The sequence below is a fragment of the Mesorhizobium sp. WSM4828 genome, from assembly GCF_055811175.1.
Genome location: NZ_JBVVQK010000003.1, coordinates 200,157 through 219,626 on the forward strand (window position 1 = coordinate 200,157; position 19,470 = coordinate 219,626).

General features: G+C 63.9%; 13 protein-coding genes and 1 pseudogene. 6 read left to right on the forward strand and 8 right to left on the reverse strand.

Annotated features, from left to right (window positions below; translation table 11 throughout):
* The first annotated feature begins 14 nt into the window (after positions 1-14).
* A complete protein-coding gene (gene typA / locus AC0L2X_RS05710) occupies positions 15-1,844 on the forward strand; it encodes a translational GTPase TypA (RefSeq protein ID WP_473558356.1) in 1,830 nt (609 codons plus the stop codon).
* A gap of 57 nt (positions 1,845-1,901) precedes the next feature.
* On the opposite strand, the gene AC0L2X_RS05715 is transcribed toward typA, so the two are convergent.
* Positions 1,902-2,528 carry a DUF1062 domain-containing protein gene (locus AC0L2X_RS05715; protein WP_473599384.1) on the reverse strand — a complete coding sequence of 209 codons (627 nt, stop codon included), beginning with the start codon at positions 2,526-2,528 and terminating at the stop codon, positions 1,902-1,904.
* A 393-nt stretch (positions 2,529-2,921) separates the two neighbouring features.
* Between AC0L2X_RS05715 and AC0L2X_RS05720 the strand changes: the two genes are divergently transcribed.
* Positions 2,922-3,536 (forward strand): LysE family translocator, encoded by a 615-nt coding sequence (locus AC0L2X_RS05720; RefSeq protein ID WP_473558361.1) that lies wholly within the window; start codon positions 2,922-2,924, stop codon positions 3,534-3,536.
* A gap of 9 nt (positions 3,537-3,545) precedes the next feature.
* Here AC0L2X_RS05720 and AC0L2X_RS05725 read toward each other — a convergent pair whose 3' ends face one another.
* On the reverse strand, positions 3,546-3,869 hold the full coding sequence (locus tag AC0L2X_RS05725) for a YciI family protein (protein ID WP_352489156.1): 324 nt from the start codon (positions 3,867-3,869) through the stop codon (positions 3,546-3,548).
* A gap of 137 nt (positions 3,870-4,006) precedes the next feature.
* Positions 4,007-4,565 (reverse strand): annotated as a pseudogene (locus tag AC0L2X_RS05730) (peroxidase-related enzyme).
* 132 nt (positions 4,566-4,697) lie between these two features.
* On the opposite strand from AC0L2X_RS05730, the gene AC0L2X_RS05735 reads away from it, so the two are divergent.
* On the forward strand, positions 4,698-9,518 hold the full coding sequence (locus AC0L2X_RS05735) for an NAD-glutamate dehydrogenase (protein ID WP_473599385.1): 4,821 nt from the start codon (positions 4,698-4,700) through the stop codon (positions 9,516-9,518).
* A 189-nt stretch (positions 9,519-9,707) separates the two neighbouring features.
* Complete coding sequence (locus tag AC0L2X_RS05740; protein WP_352489159.1) at positions 9,708-11,084, forward strand: MFS transporter; 1,377 nt, start codon at positions 9,708-9,710, stop codon at positions 11,082-11,084.
* Positions 11,085-11,123: 39 nt separating this feature from the next.
* Here the strand turns inward: AC0L2X_RS05740 and purH are convergent, their stop codons facing one another.
* The 4 genes from purH to htpX all read right to left on the reverse strand — a co-directional run bounded on the left by purH (position 11,124) and on the right by htpX (position 17,115).
* Positions 11,124-12,740, reverse strand: coding sequence for a bifunctional phosphoribosylaminoimidazolecarboxamide formyltransferase/IMP cyclohydrolase (gene purH / locus AC0L2X_RS05745; protein ID WP_473599386.1), 1,617 nt, complete (start codon positions 12,738-12,740; stop codon positions 11,124-11,126).
* Between the two features lie 84 nt (positions 12,741-12,824).
* Entirely contained in the window at positions 12,825-14,573 is a 1,749-nt protein-coding gene (locus AC0L2X_RS05750) for a heparinase II/III family protein (protein WP_352489161.1), read from the reverse strand.
* Between the two features lie 146 nt (positions 14,574-14,719).
* Complete coding sequence (locus AC0L2X_RS05755; RefSeq protein ID WP_352489162.1) at positions 14,720-16,108, reverse strand: RsmB/NOP family class I SAM-dependent RNA methyltransferase; 1,389 nt, start codon at positions 16,106-16,108, stop codon at positions 14,720-14,722.
* On the reverse strand, positions 16,099-17,115 hold the full coding sequence (gene htpX, locus AC0L2X_RS05760; protein ID WP_352489163.1) for a zinc metalloprotease HtpX: 1,017 nt from the start codon (positions 17,113-17,115) through the stop codon (positions 16,099-16,101). The genes AC0L2X_RS05755 and htpX overlap by 10 nt, the downstream gene beginning before the upstream one ends.
* A 117-nt stretch (positions 17,116-17,232) precedes the next feature.
* Between htpX and AC0L2X_RS05765 the strand changes: the two genes are divergently transcribed.
* Positions 17,233-17,445 (forward strand): DUF1674 domain-containing protein, encoded by a 213-nt coding sequence (locus AC0L2X_RS05765; RefSeq protein WP_352489164.1) that lies wholly within the window; start codon positions 17,233-17,235, stop codon positions 17,443-17,445.
* 19 nt (positions 17,446-17,464) lie between these two features.
* On the opposite strand, the gene AC0L2X_RS05770 is transcribed toward AC0L2X_RS05765, so the two are convergent.
* Positions 17,465-18,136: an HAD-IA family hydrolase gene (locus tag AC0L2X_RS05770; RefSeq protein ID WP_352564689.1), complete on the reverse strand. Its 672-nt coding sequence runs from the start codon at positions 18,134-18,136 to the stop codon at positions 17,465-17,467.
* A 179-nt stretch (positions 18,137-18,315) separates the two neighbouring features.
* On the opposite strand from AC0L2X_RS05770, the gene AC0L2X_RS05775 reads away from it, so the two are divergent.
* A complete protein-coding gene (locus tag AC0L2X_RS05775; RefSeq protein WP_473599387.1) occupies positions 18,316-19,185 on the forward strand; it encodes a transglutaminase-like domain-containing protein in 870 nt (289 codons plus the stop codon).
* The last annotated feature ends 285 nt before the right edge of the window (positions 19,186-19,470 follow it).

Here is a 19,470-nt window from a genome sequence, read left to right on the forward strand (position 1 = left end):
CCCGAGACCAAAACATGAAAATCCGCAATATCGCGATCATCGCGCACGTCGACCATGGAAAAACCACCCTCGTCGACCAGCTTCTGAAACAGTCCGGCTCGTTCCGCGACAACCAGCGTGTTGCCGAACGCGCCATGGATTCGAACGATCTCGAAAAGGAACGCGGCATCACCATCCTGGCCAAGGCGACCTCGGTCGACTGGAAGGACACCCGCATCAACATCGTCGACACACCCGGCCATGCCGACTTCGGCGGCGAGGTCGAGCGCATCCTGTCGATGGTGGATTCGGCCATCGTGCTGGTCGACGCCGCCGAGGGGCCGATGCCGCAGACCAAATTCGTGGTCGGCAAGGCACTCAAGGTCGGATTGAAGCCGATCGTCGTCATCAACAAGATCGACCGGCCGGATGCCCGCTATGTCGAAGTGGTCAACGAGGTGTTCGACCTCTTTGCAGCACTTGACGCCACCGACGAGCAGCTCGACTTCCCTATCCTTTACGGTTCAGGCCGCGACGGCTGGGTCTCGGAAAACCCCGAAGGTCCGAAGGACCAGGCTCTGGCGCCGCTGTTCGACCTCGTCATCAAGCACGTGCCGGCGCCGACCGTTCATCCTGGGCCGTTCCGCATGATCGGCACCATCCTGGAAGCCAATCCGTTCCTCGGCCGCATCATCACCGGCCGTATCGAATCCGGCACGCTGAAATCCAACCAGGCGGTCAAGGTCCTGCACCATGACGGCACCCAGGTCGAAACCGGCCGAATCTCGAAAATCCTCGCTTTCCGCGGGCTCGAGCGCCAGCCCATCGACGAGGCGCAGGCGGGCGACATCGTCGCTATTGCCGGCCTGTCGAAGGGCACCGTCGCCGACACGTTCTGCGACCTGTCGGTGACCGAACCGCTGCACGCGCAGCCGATCGATCCGCCGACCGTGACGATGTCGTTCCTCGTCAACGATTCCCCGCTGGCCGGCACCGAGGGCGACAAGGTGACCAGCCGCGTCATCCGCGACCGCCTGCTGCGCGAGGCCGAAGGCAATGTCGCGCTGAAGATCGAGGAATCGCCGGACAAGGATTCGTTCTTCGTCTCCGGCCGCGGCGAGTTGCAGCTGGCCGTGCTGATCGAGACGATGCGCCGCGAAGGTTTTGAGATCGCCGTGTCGCGGCCGCGCGTCGTCATGCAGAAGGGCGAGAACGGCGAATTGCTGGAGCCGGTCGAGGAAGTCGTCATCGACGTCGACGAGGAGCATGCCGGCGTCGTCGTGCAGAAGATGTCGGAGCGCAAGGCCGAGATGGTCGAGCTGCGCCCTTCGGGCGGCAATCGCCAGCGCATCGTCTTCCACGCACCGACGCGCGGCCTGATCGGCTACCAGTCGGAGTTGCTGACCGACACACGCGGCACCGCCGTGATGAACCGGCTGTTCCATGCCTATGAACCCTACAAGGGCGAATTGCCGGGCCGTACCAACGGCGTGCTGATCTCCAACGAACAGGGTGAATCGGTGGCTTACGCCATGTGGAACCTGGAAGACCGCGGCCCGATGGTCATCGACCCCGGTGTCAAGGTCTATCAGGGCATGATCATCGGCATCCATTCCAGGGACAACGACCTCGAAGTCAACGTGCTCAAGGGCAAGAAGCTGACCAACATCCGTGCCGCCGGCAAGGACGAGGCGGTGAAGCTGACGCCGCCGATCCGCATGACGCTGGAGCGCGCACTGGCCTGGATCCAGGACGACGAGCTGGTCGAAGTGACGCCGAAAACCATCCGCCTGCGCAAGCTCTATCTCGACCCGAACGAGCGCAAGCGTTTTGAGAAATCAGCGAAAGTGGTCGGCGCGGCATAAGCCACGTTTCTCCGCCATTATCAGGGAGGGAGCACGTGCGTGCTTCCTCCCTTTATCTTATCCGCCGGCAGCCGCGACAATGTCGTCCCGGTCTGGTTCACCAGACAGGTCGATACGGATCGACGTTCCCGCTCGTGCCGGCCGGCGCAAGGCTTTGGACCCGTCCGGACCAACGGCAAGCAATCGCTTCTCTTCCCAGGCCTGAAGCCGCGATCGCGAGACACCGAGTTCGCTGGCGAGCAACCGGTCGAGCCGCAGCGCTGTCGGCATTTCGAGCCAGAGCTGAAGTTCGAGAACGGTGGTGTTTTCCGGCCTGTCCCCGAGCACCTGCTTATGAACGATGGCTTCAGGAAACTCCTCGACGCGTCCGATCCTGCTTCGCAGTGCGACAACATCGAAAGCATGGCGCCGCGCCAGGACCGGATCGTTGCTTTCGAGCGCCTGCAACATTGCCTGTTCGATATCGCGGTGGCTGCAGCGCTCCAGAATGCCGAAATTCCAGGAGTTGTCGCAGTCGATGCAGCGGTAGATCAACCAGGCGTCAATGCGTTTGCCATTGGCATTGACGCGGAATTTGCCGCTGCAGCGATAGGCTTTCAGGCCGCCGCAGCGATTGCAGTTGAGGTGAGGTCGAGGTGCGGTTTTGGGCGCGATCGCCCAGCGGATACGCAGTGTCGAAGGCATGCCGAAAAGCCCTTCCCGTCGGGAAGTTCGTCAGATCGGCGATATCGAGAACCCTTGCGGGCACGGCGTGGCGAGAGACTGCGGCAGTTGGAAATCAGGTGTCGCGGGTGGCTATGCGCAACAGCGGTTCAGCAGTGCCAAACCGGTCTCGAACCGCCACCCTGAGGAACACGTGATGTGAAAACAGGCACCGCGACTGCGACGCCCTGCTCTGTGTTGGGGGAGTTGACGAGACCGGCGGTTACGTAGGCAAAGTGAAGCTCGGAAAGGATTTCGGGACGACATCTCTAGCCGTGAGGTGCCTGGCCGACAAGCCTTCATTCGGTAGACGCTACCGTCGCCGGAACAGTTGGGTTATGTTGAACACCCAAACATTTCAAACGAGACCGCGTCATGCATTTCACGTCGCTGCTGATTTTTGCCGGCGCCCTGCTTGTTGCCGCCGGCTCGCCCGGCCCATCGATCGCCGCTCTTGTGGCGCGGGTCATCGCAAAGGGCTTTCGCGACGTGTTTCCGTTCCTGCTTGCCATGTGGATCGGCGAAGCGATCTGGCTGTCACTGGCGGTGTTCGGCCTCGCCGTGGTGGCGCAGACCTTTCACTTCGCCTTTGTCGTCGTGAAGTGGGTCGGCGTCGCCTATCTCGGCTGGCTTGCCTGGAAGATGTGGACGGCACCGGTCGAGGCAAAGGAAGGTTCGCTGCCGCGCGAAGATTCGCCCGCCAAGCTGTTCTTTGCGGGCATGGCGGTGACGCTCGGCAACCCCAAGATCATGATGTTCTATCTGGCGCTGCTGCCGACCATCATCGACCTCGGTTCGGTCAGCATGGTCGGCTGGGTCGAGCTGACGGCGACCATGGCCGTGGTCCTGGTCGCCATCGATTTGACATGGGTGCTCGCCGCATCGCAGGCGCGCAAGCTCTTGAGGAGCAAGCGGGCGATGAAGATCGCCAACCGCGTCAGCGCCGGCACTATGGCCGGCGCTGCGGCGGCGATCGCGGCACGGTCCTGAGCCGGCGCGTCAACCCATTTCGATTATCGGCGCAATCTCGACGCTGAAACCCGGGTCCGTCAAGATAGGACAATCCTTGGCTTTGCCGACGGCATCGTCGATGTCTTTTGCTTCGATGATGGTGTAACCGGCGGTCGGATTGCTGCCGCCATTGTTCTCGACCTTGCCGCCAGGCAGCACGGTCTTCGACATGCCGACTGGATTGCCACCGTCGACCACGGCTGAGCCAAGCTTGCCGTACCAGCCGTTCCAGGCATCCATTGCTGCCTTCCGTTCGGCCTCCTCGGTCGGCATCTTGCCCGAGCCGTGATAGACGTAGAGAAATTTCGCCATGTTCTCCTCCTCTGATCGGCGGCATCGAACCGGCATGCGGTCATGCCGCATGCCGATCATCGGACCAAACCGGCAAACAAGCAACGAGAATGCGAAGTAGCTAATATAATGTGCGGTTGGCTCGCAACAGCGGTGCCCTATCGCGCCATCGCGTGGTATTCATCGTTCGGCCGCATGTCGATTGCCGATGCCAGCCGGTTCGACATGTTGAAGAACGCCGCGGTCGAGGCGACGTCCCAGATGTCGCGGTCGGAAAAGCCGACTTGCCGCAGCGCCGCCCGGTCCGCTTCGACGATCTTTGCCGGCTGTTCGGTCAGCCTCACCGCGAATTCGAGCATGGCGCGTTGCCTGTCCGACAGCTCGGCGGCGCGAAAATTCATCACCATCATCTCGCCGAAGGCCGGGTCGCCGCTGGCGCACCGCCGCGCCATGCGCGACCAGGCAATAATAGCAATGGTTGACCGACGAGACGGCCACCGCGATCATCTCGCGCTCGAGTTTCGACAGGCCGGATTCACCCAGCATCAAATCATTATACATGTCGGTGAAAGCGCGCAGCTTCTTCTCATCGAAGGCATAGGCGAGCAGCACGTTGGGAACGAGGCCGAGCTTCTCCCGGCATTTGGCGAAATAAGCCTTGGTCGCGTCGCTCAGCTCCGCCGGTGCCAGGTCAAGCGCGGTGATTTTGTCCGTCATGGCGGATTTCTCCTCGTTTTTCGCCAGGCTGCCGGTGAATTCCGACATTTCGTCGCAAGCCGTCAAACCTTTGTCGCCAAATACCGGTCATCTGTTAGCATAGCCGCAAAAAACATGTGACGGGAGGGATTCATGGCCAGCGTAAAGTCAGCGAGCCGGTTGAAAAAAGCCGGCTTGACGAGGGGTGAAGCCGCGGGCGGCGAAAAGCCCGGCAGGCTTGCCGACTACTTGCTGGCCCGAGCTCCGGCCGAAGATGTCGCCGCCTACGACGTCATCGATCTCGAACGCGCTGCCGAACTCGCCGGCCGCGCCGTCGCCAGGCACAAGAAGGACGACTGCGTCGTTGCCATAGACGTCGATTCCGGTGTCGTCCGCCAGGGCCGGCCGATGACGGTGATCACCGTCGTCAACGACAACATGCCGTTCCTGTTCGATTCCGTCCTCGGCGAGATTACCGAAAGCGCCGGCGAGCCGCTGCTGGTTACCCATCCGGTCATCGTGGTCAGGCACGGCAAGAACGGTGTCGAGGAAATCCTCGGCGATGGCGGTTATGCCAAGGGCGACCACAGCCATGACCGGCTGAGCGTCATCCACGTCCATATCGGCCGCCTTTCGGCCGAGCAGGCCGAAGGCCTGGCCGCACGCCTGACCAAGCTGCTCGGCCAGGTGCGCGCCGCCGTCACCGACTGGAAGCCGATGCTCGCCCGCCTCGACCGGGCGATCTCGGAATTCCGCTACTCGCCAGTGCCGCTCGACAAGGCCCATGTCACCGAGGCGATCGCCTTCCTCGAATGGCTGCGCGACGACAATTTCACCTTTCTCGGCATGCGCGAATTCAACTACACCGGCGGCGAGACGAGCGGCATGCTCGAGCGCGCCGAAAAGCCTGGCCTCGGCATCCTTTCCGATCCCGACGTGCTGGTGCTCAGGCGCGGCACCGAGGCGGTGAGCACGACGCCGGAGATCCGCGCCTTCCTGCATGGGCCGGAACCGCTGATCGTCACCAAGGCCAACGCCAAGTCATCGGTGCACCGCCGCATCTATCTCGATTACATCGGCGTCAAGACGTACACCGCCAAGGGCGTGCTTTCGGGCGAGCTGCGCATCGTCGGCCTGTTCACCTCGACCGCCTATACGCGCTCGGTGATGAAGATCCCCTATCTCAGGTCGAAAGCCGAAACCATCATCGCCAAATCCGGTTTCAACCCTGAAGATCATTCCGGCAAAGCTTTGATCAACGTGCTGGAGAGCTATCCGCGCGACGAGCTTTTCCAGGTTCCGGTGCCGATCCTGCGCAAGCATGCCGAAGCCATACTGGGCTTGATCGAGCGGCCGCGCGTCAGGGCATTGGTGCGTGTCGACCAGTTCGACCGCTTCGTCTCCGTGCTCGTCTTCGTGCCGCGCGACCGCTACGACAGCGTCGTGCGCGAGAAGATCGGCACCTATCTGAAGACCGTCTTCGAAGGCCGGCTGTCGGCCTATTATCCGGCCTTCCCGGAAGGCGGGCTGGCGCGCGTCCATTTCATCATCGGCCGCTCCGGCGGCAAGACGCCGAAGGTCGAGCAAGCGACGATCGAGGCGGCGATCCGCGACATCGTACGGACCTGGGACGATGCACTGCGCGAGACCGCGACAGAGACCGGCGCCGATGCCAGACTCACGGCCATTGCCTCGCGTTTTTCGGAAAGTTATCGCGACAGTTTTCCGCCGTCCGTGGCGCTGGCCGACGCCGGGCGCATCGCCAAGCTCGACGCGTCAAATCCGATCGCCATCGACTATTACCGTCACGCCGAACAGAAGCCGCATCAGGCGGCGCTGAAGATCTATCACCATGGCAGCCCGGTGGCGCTGTCGCGGCGCGTGCCGGTGCTGGAAAACATCGGTTTCCGCGTCATCAGCGAGCGCACTTTCGAGGTCGGCGTCATTCAATCCGGCATGATCAATGGTGATCAGCCCGGCATGGTCTTCATCCACGACATGGAACTCGAGAACAGCTACGGCAGGCCGATCGACCTCGGCAATGGCGGCGCGCTGTTCGAGGATGCGTTCCTTTCCGTCTGGCGCGGCGATGTCGACAATGACGGCTATAACGGCCTTGCCCAGACCGCCGGCCTGTGGTCGGGCGAGATCACCGTCCTGCGCGCCTATGGCCGCTATCTGCAGCAGGCCGGTATCCCGCAGAGCCAGGATTTTATCGCCGCCGCACTCAACCGTTATCCCGAGATCGCCCGCGGCCTGCATGCGCTGTTCGTCGCCCGCCTCGGCCCGACGGCTGAAACGGAAGGCGTCGGCCAGGCCAAACATCTGAAGGCCAAGATCACGGATGCGCTGGAAGACGTTCCCAACATCGACGACGACACCATCATCCGCCGTTATCTGAACCTCATCGAAGCCTCGTTGCGCACCAATCATTTCGTTACCGATACGAAAGAGAAGGGCCAATCACTGGCGATCAAGCTCGATTCGCAATCGGTCGACGGGCTGCCGGCGCCGCGGCCATGGCGGGAGATCTTCGTCTACGGCTCCGAGGTCGAGGGCGTGCATCTGCGCTTCGGTCCGGTCGCGCGCGGCGGCCTGCGCTGGTCGGACCGTGCCCAGGACTATCGCACCGAGGTGCTCGGCCTGGTCAAGGCACAGCAGGTCAAGAATGCGGTGATCGTGCCGGTTGGCGCCAAGGGCGGCTTCTACCCGAAAAAGCTGCCTATGAGCGCCGGGCGCGACGCCATTTTCGAGGCCGGCACGGCCGCCTACAAGAATTATGTTTCCAGCCTGTTGTCGATCACCGACAATATCGGGCTGGACGGCGTCATCCCGCCAGCCGGCGTGGTGCGGCGCGACCAGGATGATCCGTATTTCGTCGTCGCCGCCGACAAGGGCACGGCGACCTTCTCCGACACCGCCAACGCCATCAGCGAACGGCACGGCTTCTGGCTCGACGACGCTTTCGCCAGCGGCGGTTCGGCCGGCTACGACCACAAGAAGATGGGCATCACCGCCAAGGGCGCCTGGGAAGCGGTCAAGCGGCATTTCCGCGAGATGAACCGCGACATCCAAACCACGCCGTTCACCGTCGTCGGTGTTGGCGACATGTCGGGCGACGTGTTCGGCAACGGCATGCTGCTGTCGGAGCAGACCCGGCTGATCGCCGCCTTCGATCATCGCGACATCTTCATCGATCCCGATCCCGACATGGCGGCTTCGATGGCCGAGCGCCGGCGTATGTTCGCTCTCGCCCGTTCTAGCTGGCAGGATTACGACAAGACGAAGCTGTCCGAAGGCGGCATCATCGTCTCGCGCAGCCAGAAGTCGATCACCTTGCCGGCCGCCGCGGCTGCAGCGATCGGCCTCGGCAAGACAACGGCCACACCGGTCGAGATCATGAGTGCCATCCTCAAGGCGCCCGCAGACCTTTTGTGGTTCGGTGGCATCGGCACCTATGTCAGGGCATCGGGCGAGACCAACCAGGACGTCGGTGACCGTGCCAATGACGCGATCCGGATCACCGCGCTGGAGCTGCGTGCCAAGGTCATCGGCGAGGGCGCCAATCTCGGCGTCACGCAGCGGGCGCGCATCGAATTCGGATTGAATGGCGGCCGCTGCAACTCAGATGCGATCGACAATTCGGGCGGCGTGAACTGCTCCGACGTCGAGGTCAACATCAAGATCGCGCTGGCTTCCGCCATGCGCAAGGGATCGTTGACCCGGCCGGCGCGCAACAAATTACTGGCCGAGATGACCGATGAGGTCAGCGCCCTGGTGCTGTCCAACAATTACCAGCAGACGCTGGCGCTGTCCCTTGCCCGTAAGCGCGGCCTTGCCGACATTGCCCATCAGAGCCGCTTCATGGAGGCGCTCGAGGCGCGCGGGCTGCTCGACCGTGCCGTCGAGACGCTGCCGTCGCCGGCGGCCCTTGCCGAGCGCGAGGCGCGCGGCGAGCCGCTGACCCGGGCCGAGCTCGGCGTGTTGCTTGCCTATGCCAAGATCGTGCTGTTTTCCGATATCGTCGCCAGCGAGGTGCCGGACGATCCGCATTTCGACCGCGACCTGATGGGTTACTTTCCCGACCGCATGGCGAAGAAATATGCTGCGGAAATCCACGGCCATCGCCTGCGTCGCGAGATCATCGCCCGTGTCGTCGCCAATGATCTGGTCAATCGCGGCGGCCCGTCCTTCGTCAACAGGCTGCAGGAGGCGACCGGGCGCAATGCCGCCGATGTCGTGCGCACCTTCGCCGTGGTGCGGGATGGCTTTGCACTGCCGGCGCTCTATCGCCAGATCGACGCGCTCGACAACCAGATCGACGGACAGATCCAGCTCGACCTCTATCAGGCGGTCAGCCGGCTGATCTATGTGACCAGCGGCTGGTACCTGAAGAACGATGCCGGCACCGCACCGCTCGGGCAGCGGATCGCCGAGTTGCAGGATGCGCGCAAGGCGCTGGAGCCGAAGCTCGCTTCGCTGCTGCCGGCCTTCTCGCGCGAGCGGATCGAGGAGCGGCGGCACAGCCTGTCGAAGGGCGGCGCGCCCGAGAGCCTCGCCGAGCAACTGGCGTTGACCGATGTGGCGGAACTCATCCCCGACATTGCGCTGACGGCGCGGACGGCAAATGCCGGCATCGTCGCTGCCGCCAAGGCGTTTTTTGCAGTCAGTGATGTCTTCCGCATCCCGCGCGTCGAAGATGCGGCGCGCGCGATCATGCCCTCGGATTATTACGATCAACTGGCGCTTTCCCGCGCCACCGACACGATCGGCGCGGCCAGGCGCGGCATCGCCGTGGCGGCACTCACCAGTCATGCCGAGGCGGCGGATCCGGTGACAGCATGGCTGGAGGCCGGTGGCGAACGGGTCGGACGCATCCGCGAGCGGCTGCAGGCTCTGACCGAGGGCGGCGACATCACCGTGTCGAGGCTGTCAGTGGCGTCCGGCCTGATGAGTGATCTGACGCAGCTGTGAGACGTCTTCCACATCGCGCGGGATTGCCGGGAAGGACTGAGCTATAGAGCAAATGGCGCGCTGCTTTGGGGAGCGCCGGAGCGTGATCCCAAAAAGTGACGATCGGCTTTTGGACAAGATCGTGCTCAACAAGAAGACGGAGCGTCATTCCGATTCGATCGGCATTGAGCAAGCTCCAGCGGAGGGGACATGGCTGAGATGGCAGTGCAGCGGGCATCGGGACGCGGCATCTGGGGATGGATGCTGTTCGACTGGGCGGCACAGCCGTTTTTCACGGTCGTCACCACCTTCATCTTCGGTCCTTATTTCGTCTCGCGCATGGCCAGCAATCCGGAGACCGGGCAAGCGGCCTGGGGCTACGGCATTGCCGCCGCCGGCGTTGTCATTGCCGTTTTGTCGCCGGTGCTCGGGTCGATCGCCGATCAGACCGGACCACGCAAACCGTGGATAGCCTTCTTCGCCGCGGTCAAGATCACCTGCCTCACCCTGCTGTGGTTCGCCGCGCCCGGCTCTAATCTTTTTCTGGTCGTGGCGTTGTTCTCGCTGGCGTCGGTCGCGGCGGAATTCTCGACCGTGTTCAATGATTCGATGATGCCGCGCCTGGTGCCGAAGAGCGACATCGGCAGGATCTCGAACATGGCCTGGGGGCTCGGCTATCTCGGCGGCATGATCGCACTGATCTTTGTCGTTACCGTCATGGCCGGCTCGCCTGAAACCGGCAAGACCGTCGTCGGGCTCGACCCGATCTTCGGCCTCGACCCCAGGCTCGGCGAGGACGCACGCGCCACCGGACCGTTGTCGGCGGCCTGGTATTTCCTGTTCATTCTGCCGATGTTCTTCTTCACGCCTGATGCGATCAAAGGCATTCCAATCGGGCCGGCGGTACGCGAGGGCCTGTCGGAACTGAAGTCGACGCTGGCCGAAGTGCGCAAGCGCAGCGGCATTTTTCGCTTTCTCGTCGCCCGCATGATCTATCAGGACGGCGTCAACGCGCTGCTGGCGCTGGGCGGAACGTTTGCGGCGGCGATGTTCCATTGGTCGATTACCGAGATCGGCCTGTTCGGCATCATCCTCAACGTCGTTGCCATCGTCGGCTGCCTGGTTGCCGCACGCCTGGACACAGCACTGGGTTCCAAGACCATAGTGATGATTTCGCTCGTCATGCTGAGCATTGCCACGATCGGCATCGTCTCGACCGGACCGGGCTACACGCTGTTCGGTGCCTGGGTTATGCCCGGACTGGACGGCGGCGGATTGTTCGGCACGGCGGCGGAAAAGGCCTACATTTTCTACGGCCTGCTGATCGGGCTTGCCTTCGGGCCGGTGCAGGCGTCGTCGCGCTCCTATATGGCGCGCAGCGTCACAGCAGCCGAATCGGGGCGCTATTTCGGCATCTATGCGCTGGCCGGCCGGGCAACGAGTTTTGCCGCACCCTTCATGGTGGCCACGATCACCCTGGCCAGCGGCTCGGCGCGGCTCGGCATGGCGGCGATCGTGCTGTTCCTTGGCGCCGGCATGGCGATCCTGATAGGCACGCCCTATCCGGCGGATCGGCCGGCGGAGTGAGCTGCTCTTCCCCTCTCCCACAAGGGGAAGGGAGGGAGTTCAATGCCGGAAGTGCCGCACTCCGGTGAAGACCATGGCAATGCCGTGAGCGTCGGCGGCGGCGATGACATCGTCGTCGCGCATCGAGCCGCCGGGTTGGATGACGGCGGTGGCGCCGGCTTCGATTGCCGACAAAAGCCCATCCGCGAACGGGAAGAAGGCATCGGAGGCGACGACCGATCCCTTGGTCAAAGGCTCCGTCAGACCGGCGGCCTCGGCCGCGTCGAGCGCCTTGCGCGCGGCGATGCGCGAGGAATCGACCCGGCTCATCTGGCCGGCGCCGATGCCGACTGTGGCGCCGTCCCTGGCATAGACGATGGCGTTGGACTTGACGTGCTTTGCCACGCGAAAGGCGAATTTCAGATCGGCCAATTCGACCGGCGTCGGAGCGCGCCTGGTCACCACTTTCAGGTCGAGGTCATCCACCACCGCATTGTCGCGGCCCTGGACCAGCAAGCCGCCAGCAACCGATTTCAAGCCAAGGCCCGCCGCGCGCGGGTCGGGCAGGCCGCCGGTGACCAGCAGGCGTAGATTCTTCTTGGCGGCAATGATGCGGACCGCTTCTTCGGACGCCTCCGGTGCGATGATCACTTCGGTAAAAGTCTTGACGATCTCTTCGGCGGTTGGGGCATCGAGAATGCGGTTCATGGCGACGATGCCGCCGTAGGCCGAGACCGGGTCGCAGGCCAGCGCCCTGGCATAGGCCGCGTGCAGAGAAGCGCCTTCGGCGACGCCGCACGGATTGGCGTGCTTGATGATGGCAATTGCGGCGGAGCGGGCCGGGTCGAACTCCCCGACCAGCTCGAAGGCGGCGTCGGTATCGTTGATGTTGTTGTAGGACAGCTGCTTGCCCTGAAGCTGGCGCGCCGTGGCGACGCCCGGCCGCCTGTCACCATTGACATAGAAGCCGGCGCCCTGATGCGGGTTTTCGCCATAGCGCATCACCGATTGCAGCTTGCCGCCGAAGGCGCGCCATGTCGGGTGCTCGATCTCAAGCGCCTCGGCGAACCATCCCGAGATCGCCGCATCGTAGGTGGCGGTGCGAGCGAAAGCCTTGGCGGCCAGCTTTTTGCGGAAATCCAGCGACAGCGAGCCGAAATTCATCTCCAGCGCGTTGAGCACCGAGGCATAGTCATCGGGGTCGGTGACGATGCCGACATAGGCGTGGTTCTTGGCCGAGGCACGGATCATCGCCGGGCCGCCGATGTCGATGTTCTCGACGATCGCCGCGTAGTCGGCGCCGGAGCGACGTACTTCCTCGAACGGATAAAGATTGGAGACGACGAGATCGATCGGCTCGATGCCGTGGTCGCGCATCGCCGCGGCATGCTCGGGATCGTCACGCACGCCAAGCAGTGCGCCGTGCACCGACGGGTGCAGCGTCTTGACGCGGCCGTCCATGATCTCGGGAAAGCCGGTGAGCTCGGACACGTCGCGCACCGCCATGCCTGCCTCGGCAAGGGCCCTTGCGGTGCCGCCGGTCGAGACCAGCTCGACGCCGGCCGAAGCCAGCGCCCTGGCGAAATCGATCAGGCCGGTCTTATCAAAGACGGAGAGCAGCGCGCGACGGATGGGAACAAGGTCGGGCGCGGGAATATTCTTGGCGGCGACGGCCATGGGCTGGCGGCCTTTCCAGTTCTGGTTGGAGAGCGTCCGCGGGCCGTAGCATATGAGGCTCGGAAATCAAGCCGCAAGGCTTGATCAGTGTCTGCCGTTGCCACCGGCTTCAGCTTTTTCCGGACGGCCGGCGATGATGGTGCGCGTCAATTGCCAGTGGACCTCGGAAATTTCCGAGGCCTTGAAGGCAAGCACGATCTGGCGGCTGCGGCGTGGGCCGCCGAGTCCGGCGAAATAGATCGATTCCTCGACCTCGGGCGCCACTTCGGTAGAGGTAAACACCCAGGTGTCGGCATGGTCGGCGGCCAGCACCAGACGGTCATGCTCATCCTGGAGCAGGTTTATATCGGGATGGACATGGAAACGCACCGTGACGAAATCACGGCCATTGTTGCGGATAGACGCGCCGCCCGGCCTCAGGAAGCGGTCCCTGCCGGCAAGCACATTGCCTTCGGTCGATAATTTCAGCTCGCGCTCATGCAGGAAGCCGAAGCGCGCCACATAGCCGTCGTGACGAGCGATGAAGCCCTGGCTGCCCTTCTGGTCGGTGCGCTTGCAGGGCACATGCTGCGGCCCGCCGATCAATGGCGTGCCGAGCAGATCGTTGACGCGCAAGGAATGGTTGAAGCGCGCTGACGAGGTGTCGTTGATGGTGGCGGTCGAGTGGGCGGCGGTGGCGCGGGCAAGCGGCCGGAACTCGGCGGCGCCATAAGTGTCTATGCCGGCGTTGACGATATAGTGCTGGCGGCCCGACGACAATTCGAAGGCGAGGCATCCGGCGTGAGCGGCATTGGATACGTCGACGGGCGGCGGCGGGCCGCTATCGGCGATCACCGTGGCACCACCCATCGACAGGCGCTCGTAACCCGAATGCGGCGCGTGCAGCAACGGTGCGCCGGCGGTGTCGTCGTGATGCAGGATGCTGGCGATACGGTCGTGAATAGTGGCGCCCATGCCGTTGAAGCGGGCAAGGCTGCCATCCTGATGGCGAAAGAAGCGCAGTGCCGGCAGCATCCGGTCGATGGCGCCGATCAGGGCGGCCGGCGGCGTCTCGGCCTGATTGGCGTAGGTCTGGCGCAACGGCAGAAGGTCGGCGAGGATTTCAAGCACGGTCATCGGATTGCGCGAGATATGGCCGCCGTCAGGCAGGATCTGGCGGTCGAGCTCCTCGGCGAGATTGCGTGTGGCACCGCGCAGCGCCGAGGCCGGCGCCGGCAGCGACAAAGCGGCAAAGGCCAGCGCAATGCGCGCGCGCAGCCTGTCCTTGCCATCCGGCATCTCGCGCACCATGGCGCGTAGGTAGCGGATCTGGACGGCGAGCGATTTCAGGAAGGCGCGGTAGAACGGAAATTCGGCGCCCTGCAACACGATCGAGGAATGCTGCAGCCAGGCAATGACGCGCTTGGCCGTCGTGCCCGGCTCCCAGGCGACGCCGGAAATATAGCTGCCATGGATTGCAATCCAGTCGGAAACCAACGCCCGCGCGTTGGCGGCGGCGAGCTCGGTACCCGCGGCACGCATATGGCGCAGCCAGCGAAAGCCATGCAGCGTTTTTTGCCAGCCGGGATTGGGCACCTCGATCTGGAAGGGCGATTTGCCACCGGTCTCGACCAGATGCCCCGAAAGCGGATAGCGGCCGTAATAGATCTCGAGCGCGATCTGAGGATCGGCGAGGCGCAGGTCCGGCGGGGCAATCAGGACGCGCTCCGGCGTGCGGCCGGAGTAGCGCCAGCGATAGAGTGGCCCGGCGCGCAAGCGCCGGCGCGTCTTGCGCCAGAACTCCCTCGCGACAAGCGTCCACAGACGCGTCGTGTTACCGGCAGCGATTGCCAAAACCCCTCCTGATCGTCCTCACCCAAGCACAAGTTTATATGATTCAAGAACTTGTGCGAAGGCGAATTCCGCGGCAGTGGGGCCGTTCAGCCTGTTTTCCATGCCTCCTCGCCCCAAGAAGCCGGACGGCGCTTCAACATCGGCCCTTAGCCGGCTCTGCGCATGCGGGCGGCAAAGAAGCCGTCCAGCCCGGAGCGGCCCGGCGAGCCTAACTCCAGATCGGCAGGCGTGGTGCGCAACGTGCCTTGCGGCGTCAGGAACGGGTCGATGCCGGCGATCTCACCCGGCCGAAGCGGGTCGTCGACAATCTCCGCATTGCCGGCGAGAAAGTCGCGATAGAGCTCTTCGCCTTCCAGCGGATCGAGCGAACAGTTGGAAAAGACGATGCGACCGCCAGGCTTGACCAGGGTGACGGCGCGGGCAAGCAGCCGGCGTTGCAGGTCGGCCAGTTTTTCGACGTCGGCCGCCGTCTTCGTCCAGGGGACGTCGGGATGCCGCCGCACCGTGCCGGTCGAAGAGCAAGGTGCGTCGAGGAGGACGGCGTCGAAGAGGTCCTTCCGCTCGTATTTGAGCAGATCGGCCTGGACGATCTCGGCGGCCAGACCGAGCCGTTCAAGGTTCTGCGTCAACCGTGCCAGCCGCGTTTTGGACATGTCGAGCGCGGTGACATAGGCGCCGGCGAGGATCAGCTGGGCGGTCTTGCCGCCCGGCGCGGCACAGAGGTCGGCGATTCGCAAACCATTGATGTCGCCGAACAGCCGGGCCGGCAGGCTGGCCGCCGCGTCCTGAACCCACCAGGCGCCTTCCGCGAAACCGGGCAGTTCGGTCACGGAAGCGCTGAGCTTTTCCACCCGCACCGTGCCGGCCGGCAAGACAAAGCCGCCGAGCCGTTCGGCCCACAGCGCCGGGTCCGACTTGACCGAGAAATCGACCGGCGCCTCATGGCGATGGGCGAGCTGTATCTGCCTGGCTTTGTCGAGGCCGTAGACCATTTTCAAACGGTCGGAAAACCATTTTGGCGCCTCGTCGGTGGCGGCAAGTGCGGCCGCGAGCTCGTCCTGCTTGGCCCGCGCCAGCGTGCGCAGCACGCCGTTGACGAGGCCGGAAAAGCGCGCCGTGCGCGGATCGGACTTGGCGTGGGTGACGGCGAGGTCGACAGCGGCGCTGTCGGGAACATCGAGGAACAGGATCTGTGCCGCCGCCACATGCAAGACGTGCGAAAGCGCCGTGGCGTTGGGCGGCAGCGGCTTTTCCAGGCGACGGGCCAAAAGGCCTGATATGGTCATGCGGTAGCGCAGGGCGGTGACCAGAATGGCGCGCACCAGGGCGCGGTCGCGCAGGTCCAGCGCCTTGTATTGCGGATGGCCGTTTTCGTGGTCGGTCAGCCCGTCGAGCGGCGTCCTTGCGTCTATGACGGCAGCAAGCAGGCGGGCGGCCGCCTTACGCGCGGCGAGGCCGGCAACAGCCTCGCCGCCCGAATTGTGTTCACGATCGCCTGAAATTCCGTGCCGGCGCTTCGCTGAACTCACGACCACGGACCTTTGGGTCCGGTCGGATTGCGTCCCCAGGGATTGGGCCTCGGCTTGGCCGGCTCAGCCGGCCTCTCGGGCCGCGCGGCCCTGTCCCACGGACCCGACGGCTGCTGCCCCGTCCCTTCCGGCGCCGGCCTTGGCGTCGCGGCCGCTTCGGGTGCGCCGGCCATCTCGCTCGCCATCCTCTGCAATGCGGCAATGCGGTTTTCTGTGCTCGGGTGAGTGGAAAACAAACTGTCCATGCGCTCGCCGGAAAGAGGATTGATGATGAAGAGATGGGCGGTTGCCGGATTGCGCTCGGCATCGGGGTTGCGGATGCGTTCGGCGCCCCGCGCGATCTTGTCAAGTGCCGAGGCGAGCCACAGCGGGTGTCCGCAAATTTCGGCACCGCGCCGGTCTGCCTCGTATTCGCGGGTGCGGCTCACCGCCATCTGCACGATCATGGCGGCCAGGGGCGCGACGATCATCGCCACCAGCACGCCGACGATGCCAAAGGAATTGTTGTTGTCGCGGTTGCCGCCGAAAAAGAAGGCGAAATTGCCGAGCATCGAAATTGCGCCGGCAAAGGTGGCGACGATCGTCATGGTCAGCGTATCGCGGTGCTGCACATGGGCGAGCTCGTGCGCCATCACCGCCGCGACTTCTTCATGCGAGAGCCGCTCGAGCAGGCCGGTGCTGGCGGCGACAGCGGCATTTTGCGGATTGCGGCCGGTGGCGAAGGCATTGGGCTGCGGATTGTCAATGAGATAGGTTCTCGGCATCGGCAGGCCGGCACGTTGCGCCAGACCCTTCACGATGGCGTAATATTCAGGCGCGTTGCTTTCGTCGACCTCGATCGCACGATGCATCGACAGCACCATCTTGTCGGCGTTCCAATAGCTGAACAAATTGGTGCCTGCGGCGATCAGCAAGGCAATCATCATGCCGCCGGACCCGCCGACCAGATAGCCGACACCCATGAACAGGGCCGTCATTGCGGCCAAAAGCATGGCGGTGCGAAGGGTGTTCATCATCTGCTCCGTTCTGGCCCAACAAAGGGGTCGATCCTTGTGGGCCCATCGCTATATGATGGGAAACAGCGGTTCCCGTTTCAATCGGGGGCCTGTTTCAATCTAGCGGAAGATCACATGATCGACGAAACCAGCACAACGAATGCTAACGGCGAGCCGCAAAAGGCGCTGAGGCCAGCAGCCCGGCGTGCCTTGGCCGAGGCCGAGGCCCGGCGGGAGAAATATCGCGAGAAGGAAGCCGCACATCCGAGAGAGATCGGCGGGCGCGGCGGCAAGGAGCCCGGCCGCTACGGCGACTGGGAGGTAAAGGGCCTGACCAGCGACTTTTAGCCCAGGCAGGGGCGCCAAACTACGCAGGCTGCGCCGTCCGCTCCGCTTCGATGGCAATCCAGCCGCTGGCATCGACAGCGATGCCGATCGCGTCATAGCCGGCGATAGCGGCATGCGGCGTCTCCAACGGATGCCGGTGCGTGGCGCTGATCACCATGATTGCAGCGCCCGCGGCTTCGGCAGCCGCTATGCCTGCCGGCGCGTCCTCGAAGACGAGGCAGTCGCGCACATCGACGCCAAGCCGTTCGGCCGCCAGCCGGAAGCAGTCGGGTGCCGGCTTGCCGCGGGAGACGTCCTCCGCCGCAACGATCACGGCGGGAGCCGGAATGCCGGCGGCCTGCAGCCGCAGCAGGGCGAGTTCGCGCGGTGCCGAGGTGGCGATCGCCCAGCTTCCGGGCGGCAGCAACGCCAGGAACGCCGCGGCGCCAGCAATCGGGCGAATGCCCTCGACATCGGCCGCCTCGGCCTGCAAAAGCGAATCGGCTTCGCGCGCAGGATCGACGCCCGGGAGCGCCAGCCGGCCGATGGTCTCGATCGCCCGCACGCCGTGGATGGTCGGCAGGAATGCGGCGACGTCAAGACCTTGCCGATGCGCCCAAGCTGCCCAGACCCTTTCCGCCGCGGCAATCGAATTGAGAATCGTGCCGTCCATATCGAACAGGAAGGCGGCGAATTTTCTGCCTGCGAACATCGGTTTTCCCGGGGTCATCTTGGAGGGATTATTTCGAAAGACGCGTGTCGATCGACCGTAACGTTGCCGCGTCCGTATGGGAAGCCGCGAGGCGTCGTTTTCGACGTTCGCAAGGAACCGCCGCGCACTCTCCTGCGTTGACCAGCACTATCTTCCATGACGATCGTAGGGGGACGGCGATGCTGATTAGACTCGGCTATGAAATTGCCATTGAATGCGCTGCAGCCACGCCGATTGTTTCGCTGCTCGAGATCCACAGGGATCGCCAGGCCGACATCAAGCGGCAGACGCGCGTGCTGACCTCGCCGTCGGTTCCAACCAGGGTCTACCACGATCTTTTCGGCAATAGCTGCCGCCGCTTCACGGCGCCAGCCGGAAGCTTTTGCATCCTCTATGACGCGGTGGTCGAGGACAGCGGCGAGCCGGACGAGGTCAACACGCTGGCGAGGGAAGTCCCGGTCGCCGAATTGCCGGATGATGTGCTCGGCTATCTGCTCGGCAGCCGTTACTGCGAGACCGACCATCTCGGCGACCTGGCCTGGCAACTTTTCGGCCAGCTTTCGCCGGGCTGGGCACGGGTGCAGGCGATCGTCGACTATGTCCATAACCGGCTGTCTTTCGGCTACGGCTATGCGCGCTCGACCCGCACGGCGGCGCAAGCGCATGAGGAGCGCGTCGGCGTCTGCCGCGACTTTGCCCATCTGGCGATCACGCTCTGCCGCTGCATGAATATCCCCGCCCGCTACGTCAACGGCTATCTCGGCGATATCGGCGTGCCCGCCGATCCGGCGCCGATGGATTTCTCGGCGTGGGTGGAAGTGTTCCTCGACGGCAGATGGTACACGTTCGATCCTCGCCACAATGTGCCGAGGATCGGCCGCGTCGTCATAGCGCGCGGCCGCGACGCCACCGACGTGCCGCTGCTGCACAGTTTCGGCCCGCATCGGCTCAGCCTGTTCAAGGTCTGGACGCACGAGCAGGAAGGCAATCTGTTCAAGCCGCCTTATCGTGGCGTCGACAAGACCGTCAGCGCACGGATGCTGGCCTGATCTTCGGACACATTCGCAGTCCGGATTTCCACCTGCCGCCACCGCGGTAGCACTGATCCTGTTCGATACATCTCGTCTGTACCGGATTGGGACGCTGTCCAGCCGTCTCGAATTGCGAGCCCGAATCTTGGTAAGCGCTTTGTGAACAAAGCCGCGCCGACGCGGCTTTCGTTTACCACCTGTTTACCTTGTCACCGCTCGAAACCGTTTGGAAACAATGGCCTGAGCGGTAGCCGCCTACCTTCCCTCGCCTGGCGGCGCTATCCGGCCGGATTCCTGCAATGC